This window comes from Pseudomonas sp. GW460-LB5 (genome assembly GCF_059423245.1).
In genome coordinates this window covers 45,773-52,147 of sequence record NZ_JBWKXT010000047.1, presented here as the reverse complement: position 1 = coordinate 52,147, position 6,375 = coordinate 45,773, and the positions used below count along the sequence as shown (strand labels likewise).

General features: G+C 61.6%; 7 protein-coding genes. All 7 read left to right on the top strand.

Translation table 11 applies throughout. From position 1 onward, the window contains the following. A partial coding sequence (locus AC07XM_RS23565) for a hypothetical protein (RefSeq protein ID WP_218277027.1) occupies positions 1–222 on the top strand: 222 nt, incomplete at its 5' end. 222 nt (positions 223–444) lie between these two features. Next, a complete protein-coding gene (locus tag AC07XM_RS23560) occupies positions 445–1,107 on the top strand; it encodes a lysoplasmalogenase (RefSeq protein WP_172455947.1) in 663 nt (220 codons plus the stop codon). 381 nt (positions 1,108–1,488) lie between these two features. Beyond that, positions 1,489–1,902 (top strand): NADH-quinone oxidoreductase subunit A, encoded by a 414-nt coding sequence (locus tag AC07XM_RS23555; RefSeq protein ID WP_003251427.1) that lies wholly within the window; start codon positions 1,489–1,491, stop codon positions 1,900–1,902. Between the two features lie 10 nt (positions 1,903–1,912). Next, the gene (locus AC07XM_RS23550) at positions 1,913–2,590 is read left to right on the top strand and encodes a NuoB/complex I 20 kDa subunit family protein (RefSeq protein ID WP_012313769.1); all 678 of its coding nucleotides are present in this window, start codon (positions 1,913–1,915) and stop codon (positions 2,588–2,590) included. A 79-nt stretch (positions 2,591–2,669) separates the two neighbouring features. Beyond that, a complete protein-coding gene (gene nuoC / locus AC07XM_RS23545) occupies positions 2,670–4,451 on the top strand; it encodes an NADH-quinone oxidoreductase subunit C/D (RefSeq protein ID WP_016488218.1) in 1,782 nt (593 codons plus the stop codon). Positions 4,452–4,453: 2 nt separating this feature from the next. Next, positions 4,454–4,951, top strand: a complete 498-nt coding sequence (gene nuoE / locus AC07XM_RS23540) for an NADH-quinone oxidoreductase subunit NuoE (RefSeq protein WP_016488219.1) — start codon at positions 4,454–4,456, stop codon at positions 4,949–4,951. Then, positions 4,948–6,309: an NADH-quinone oxidoreductase subunit NuoF gene (nuoF, locus tag AC07XM_RS23535; RefSeq protein WP_016488220.1), complete on the top strand. Its 1,362-nt coding sequence runs from the start codon at positions 4,948–4,950 to the stop codon at positions 6,307–6,309. The genes nuoE and nuoF overlap by 4 nt, the downstream gene beginning before the upstream one ends. Positions 6,310–6,375: the final 66 nt, after the last annotated feature.

Sequence of the window (6,375 nt, the reverse complement as noted above, 5' to 3'; positions counted from 1 at the left end):
GTTGTGGGGTGGGTCGGGGACAACTTTCAGCATGACTCGCTCCTTTCTTTCCTGTTTGGCTGCCATCCGCCCGCTGCCTGTCAGGTGTTCTGCGCCCGATTGCGTCAGGGCGGCGAAGCGCCCGGCTTGATTGTTGCGGCGCTCCTCAAATCGAGCGCCGCCCGCGCGGCGCTTCGCGGCACAAGGCCGCTCCCACATTTGTTTCGGGCCAATTATTCCTGAGCCATAGGCGCGCGCACCCTGGGTGCATGGCTGGAGAATAATTAAGAGCAGTGATGCAACCTTCAATATCGAAGGGGACAGACAAGGCGGGCGGCGCTCGATCTCACAGGCGTCGCATTCCTTTCGCCAGGCCCATGCCAGCCCTAACACAATCCAATGGCGTCACCAGCAAACCCCACAATCACGTCTATGCTTGAGGCAGCACAGCAGCAAGGACCGCCCATGCCTCGTCCAAGCCACCTGATGATTCTGGCCCTGGCCGCCGCCGCCCTCTATATATATGCACTGGCCAGCGACAATACCCTGCTCGCCCTGCTGGCCAAACCCGTTCCCGTCCTGGCGCTTGTCGCCTGGCTGCGCGGCGTCCCGGCCACACCTTATCGCAAGTGGATCTCGATCGGCCTGGGCTTCTCGGTACTCGGCGACATAATGCTGGCCATCCCCGCCGACCTGTTCGTATTCGGCCTGGCCGCCTTCCTATGTGCCCACCTGGCTTACCTGCGCGGCTATTGCGGCATTACCCTGCGCCCCGCCCTGCCCGCACTGATCTTCAGCGCCATCACCGGCATCGCGCTGCTCGGCGTACTGGCCAGCCACGGCCTCGGCCCGTTGCTGATCCCTGTCGCGTTGTACGCCCTGGCCATCAGCGCCATGCTCTGGCGCGCCCTGGCCTGTGGCGGGCTGGTCGCAATCGGCGCCGGCCTGTTCGTGCTCTCCGACAGCATGATCGGCATCGACCGCTTTGTCAGCCCGTTCGCCGCCGCGCCGTACCTGATCATCCTCACCTACTGGCTCGGCCAGTGGGCGATTGCGGCATCAGCGAGTCAACGCTCAACCGATAAAGTATTGACCCAGAGCGGTGCGCGCAGCGTCGGAAGCTGTTAGAACAGGAGTCTTTCGCATTTGCAAGTAGGGGGAGTCGCCAGATGAACTTTACAAGGCACAGAACAGCCAAATTACATAGCATCAGGTCAAATGATATTAATTATCATTACGAAAGTTGTAATTCGTTACCAGTCGCAAGAAACATAATTAACAAAACCGCACGCAATGCCCGAATATCAAGGCTTTCAGCCATTTACGACTGCCTTTTGTTCTTAATCCTACGAATAAATTTGCGACAGAAATTTTACTTGCACCGGGTTTACCCATAAAATCAGCGCGATTGATTCAGCTGCGACATTTGGTCACTGCACCTGCGACACCACGTCGCCGCTCTACTTATTTCAGACTGCAGAGCTGGGTCTCTGTATAAGGATCTCTAGCATGTCCGATTCGGCAGGACTCATCGCCCACAACTGGGGCTTTGCCATCTTCCTCCTGGGTGTCGTCGGCCTGTGTGCCTTCATGCTCGGCCTGTCCAGCCTGCTCGGTAGCAAGGCCTGGGGCCGCGCCAAGAACGAACCCTTCGAATCCGGCATGCTGCCCGTCGGCAGCGCCCGCCTGCGCCTGTCCGCCAAATTCTATCTGGTCGCGATGCTGTTCGTGATCTTCGATATCGAAGCCCTCTTTCTCTTTGCATGGTCTGTGTCCGTCCGCGAAAGCGGCTGGACCGGGTTCGTCGAAGCACTCGTTTTCATAGCAATTCTGTTGGCAGGTCTTGTCTACCTATGGCGCGTCGGTGCTCTTGATTGGGCTCCCGAAGGTCGCCGCAAGCGGCAAGCGAAGCTGAAACAATGAGGCTTTGGCAATGCAATACAATCTCACCAGAATCGATCCGGATGCGCCTAACGAGCAGTACCCGGTAGGTGAACGGGAAACCGTCACCGACCAACTGCTGGAGGACCAGGTCCACAAGAACATCTACATGGGGAAACTCGAAGATGTGCTGCGTGGCGCGGTCAACTGGGGTCGCAAGAACTCCCTCTGGCCGTACAACTTCGGCCTGTCCTGCTGCTACGTGGAAATGACCACGGCATTCACGGCACCCCACGACATCGCCCGCTTCGGCGCCGAAGTCATCCGGGCCTCGCCGCGTCAGGCCGACTTCATGGTCATCGCCGGCACCTGCTTCATCAAGATGGCGCCGATCATCCAGCGCCTGTATGAGCAGATGCTCGAACCGAAATGGGTCATTTCCATGGGTTCGTGCGCCAACTCCGGTGGCATGTACGACATCTACTCGGTCGTTCAGGGGGTCGACAAGTTCCTCCCTGTGGACGTCTATGTGCCTGGCTGCCCGCCACGCCCTGAGGCTTTCCTGCAAGGCTTGATGCTGTTGCAGGAGTCGATCGGCCAAGAACGACGCCCGCTTTCCTGGGTTGTTGGTGATCAAGGTATTTACCGTGCCGAGATGCCAGCCCAGAAAGACCTGCGTCGTGAGCAGCGCATTGCAGTAACCAACCTGCGCAGCCCCGACGAAGTCTGATCCAGCGACCTGCCGCCCGCTCCCCCTGGAGCCGGCGGCCTGGCTTCATTCTTAACGTTGACCCAAAGCGACCGAGACCATGACAGCGGACAACGCTATTTATATTCCGCCCTACAAGGCTGACGACCAGGATGTGGTCGTCGAACTGAACAACCGTTTTGGCGCCGAAGCATTCGTCGCCCAGGAAACCCGCACCGGCATGCCCGTGCTGTGGGTCAAGCGCGCCCAGCTCAAAGAGGTGCTCAGCTTCCTGCGCGGTGTCGCCAAGCCTTACAGCATGCTGTACGACCTGCACGGCGTGGACGAACGCCTGCGCACCCAGCGCCGTGGCCTGCCGGCCGCCGACTTCAGTGTGTTCTACCACCTGCTGTCGATCGAGCGTAACAGTGACGTGATGATCAAGGTGTCGCTGAGCGAAGGCGACCTGAACCTGCCGACCGTGACCGGTATCTGGCCAAACGCCAACTGGTACGAGCGCGAAGTGTGGGACATGTTCGGCATCGACTTTGCCGGCCACCCGCACCTCAGCCGCATCATGATGCCGCCCACCTGGGAAGGTCACCCGCTGCGCAAGGACTACCCGGCCCGTGCCACCGAGTTCGACCCCTACAGCCTGACCCTGGCCAAGCAACAGCTTGAAGAAGAGTCGGCGCGCTTCAACCCGGAAGCCTGGGGCATGAAGCGTCAGGGCGCCAACGAGGACTACATGTTCCTCAACCTCGGCCCTAACCACCCTTCGGCGCACGGTGCGTTCCGTATCGTTCTGCAGCTGGACGGTGAAGAGATCGTCGACTGCGTACCGGACATCGGCTACCACCACCGTGGTGCCGAAAAAATGGCCGAGCGCCAGTCCTGGCACAGCTTCATCCCCTACACCGACCGTATCGACTACCTCGGTGGGGTGATGAACAACCTGCCGTACGTACTGGCGGTGGAAAAGCTGGCGGGCATCAAGGTGCCGCAGAAGGTCGACGTTATCCGCGTGATGCTGGCCGAGTTCTTCCGCATCACCAGCCACCTGCTGTTCCTGGGTACCTACATCCAGGACGTTGGCGCCATGACCCCGGTATTCTTCACCTTCACCGACCGCCAGCGCGCCTACACCGTGATCGAAGCGATCACCGGTTTCCGCCTGCACCCGGCCTGGTACCGCATCGGCGGCGTCGCCCACGACCTGCCGCGCGGCTGGGAGAAACTGGTCAAGGACTTCGTTGAATGGCTGCCCAAGCGCCTCGACGAGTACACCAAGGCTGCCCTGCAGAACAGCATCCTCAAGGGCCGTACCATTGGCGTTGCTGCATACAACACCAAGGAAGCCCTGGAATGGGGCACCACCGGTGCCGGCCTGCGCTCCACCGGTTGCGATTTCGACCTGCGCAAAGCCCGCCCCTACTCCGGCTACGAGAACTTCGAGTTCGAAGTACCGCTGGCCCACAACGGCGATGCCTACGATCGCTGCATGGTCCGTGTCGAGGAGATGCGCCAGAGTATCCGCATCATCGACCAGTGCCTGCGCAACATGCCGGAAGGCCCGTACAAGGCGGATCACCCGCTGACCACGCCGCCACCGAAAGAGCGCACCCTGCAGCACATCGAGACCCTGATCACGCACTTCCTGCAAGTCTCGTGGGGCCCGGTCATGCCGGCCAACGAGTCGTTCCAGATGATCGAGGCGACCAAGGGCATCAACAGTTACTACCTGACGAGCGATGGCGGCACCATGAGCTACCGCACCCGGATCCGTACCCCGAGCTACCCGCACCTGCAGCAGATCCCTTCGGTGATCAAAGGCAGCATGGTCGCCGACCTCATTGCGTACCTGGGCAGTATCGACTTCGTTATGGCTGACGTGGACCGCTAAGCATGAACAGCACGCTTATCCAGACAGACCGTTTCGCCCTGAGCGAAACAGAGCGCTCGGCCATCGAGCACGAAATGCATCACTACGAAGACCCGCGCGCGGCGTCCATCGAAGCCCTGAAGATCGTCCAGAAGGAACGTGGCTGGGTGCCGGACGGCGCCATCCACGCCATCGGCGAGGTGCTGGGCATCCCGGCCAGCGACGTGGAGGGTGTAGCCACCTTCTACAGCCAGATCTTCCGCCAGCCCGTTGGCCGCCACATCATCCGCGTGTGCGACAGCATGGTCTGCTACATCGGCGGCCATGAATCGGTCGTCAGCCAGATCCAGAGCGAGCTGGGCATCGGCCTCGGCCAGACCACCGCCGACGGCCGCTTCACCCTGCTGCCGGTGTGCTGCCTGGGCAACTGCGACAAGGCCCCGGCGCTGATGATCGACGACGACACCTTTGGCGACGTGCAGCCCGCTGGCGTCACCCAATTGCTGGAGGGTTACGTATGACCATTACTTCCTTCGGCCCGGCCAACCGCATTGCGCGCTCGGCCGAAACCCACCCGCTGACCTGGCGCCTGCGTGACGACGGCGAGCCTGTTTGGCTGGCCGAATACCAGGCCAAGAACGGCTACGCTGCTGCCCGCAAGGCGCTGGGCGAGATGTCGCAAGACGATATCGTGCAGAGCGTCAAGGACTCCGGCCTCAAGGGCCGTGGTGGCGCAGGCTTCCCCACTGGCGTGAAGTGGGGCCTGATGCCCAAAGACGAATCCATGAACATCCGCTACCTGCTGTGCAACGCGGACGAAATGGAGCCCAACACCTGGAAGGACCGCATGCTGATGGAGCAACAGCCCCATCTGCTGGTCGAGGGCATGCTGATCAGCGCCCGCGCCCTGAAGGCCTACCGTGGCTACATCTTCCTGCGTGGCGAATACACCACGGCGGCGAAAAACCTCAACCGCGCCATTGATGAAGCCAAGGCCGCCGGCCTGCTGGGCAAGAACATCCTGGGCTCCGGTTTCGATTTCGAGCTGTTCGTGCACACCGGTGCCGGCCGTTACATCTGCGGTGAAGAAACTGCACTGATCAACTCGCTGGAAGGCCGCCGCGCCAACCCGCGCTCCAAGCCGCCCTTCCCTGCCGCCGTCGGCGTGTGGGGCAAGCCGACGTGCGTGAACAACGTCGAAACCCTGTGCAACGTGCCAGCCATCGTTGCCAACGGCAACGACTGGTACAAGTCGCTGGCCCGCGAAGGCAGCGAAGACCACGGCACCAAGCTGATGGGCTTCTCCGGCAAGGTGAAGAACCCAGGCCTGTGGGAGCTGCCGTTTGGCGTCACCGCCCGCGAGCTGTTCGAAGACTATGCCGGTGGCATGCGTGATGGCTTCAAGCTCAAGTGCTGGCAGCCAGGCGGCGCCGGTACCGGCTTCCTGCTGCCCGAGCACCTCGACGCGCAGATGTACGCCGGTGGCATCGCCAAGGTCGGCACCCGTATGGGTACTGGCCTGGCCATGGCGGTGGACGACAGCATCAACATGGTGTCGCTGCTGCGCAACATGGAAGAGTTCTTCGCCCGCGAGTCTTGCGGCTGGTGCACCCCATGCCGTGACGGCCTGCCGTGGAGCGTGAAGATGCTGCGCGCACTGGAAAACGGCCAGGGCCGCGCCGAAGACATCGAGACGCTGCTGGGCCTGGTCAACTTCCTCGGCCCCGGCCGTACCTTCTGTGCTCACGCACCGGGGGCGGTGGAGCCGTTGGGCAGTGCCATCAAATACTTCCGCTCGGAGTTCGAGGCCGGTGTAGCACCGGAAAGCGCTGGCACCCTGCGCCCGAACCTGGCGAAGCCCATTGTGGTAGGCGCATAACAAGATAGAACGCGGGTGGTCCGTGCCACCCGCCAGCCTGTCGGCCGGCCCGCATGAAGTGTGGCG

What these genes read in the sequence shown, in the direction of transcription:
- AC07XM_RS23560 (WP_172455947.1), top strand. Translation starts at nt 445, where the DNA reads ATGCCTCGTCCAAGCCACCTGATGATTCTGGCCCTGGCCGCCGCCGCC.
- AC07XM_RS23555 (WP_003251427.1), top strand. Translation starts at nt 1,489, where the DNA reads ATGTCCGATTCGGCAGGACTCATCGCCCACAACTGGGGCTTTGCCATC.
- AC07XM_RS23550 (WP_012313769.1), top strand. Translation starts at nt 1,913, where the DNA reads ATGCAATACAATCTCACCAGAATCGATCCGGATGCGCCTAACGAGCAG.
- nuoC (WP_016488218.1), top strand. Translation starts at nt 2,670, where the DNA reads ATGACAGCGGACAACGCTATTTATATTCCGCCCTACAAGGCTGACGAC.
- nuoE (WP_016488219.1), top strand. Translation starts at nt 4,454, where the DNA reads ATGAACAGCACGCTTATCCAGACAGACCGTTTCGCCCTGAGCGAAACA.
- nuoF (WP_016488220.1), top strand. Translation starts at nt 4,948, where the DNA reads ATGACCATTACTTCCTTCGGCCCGGCCAACCGCATTGCGCGCTCGGCC.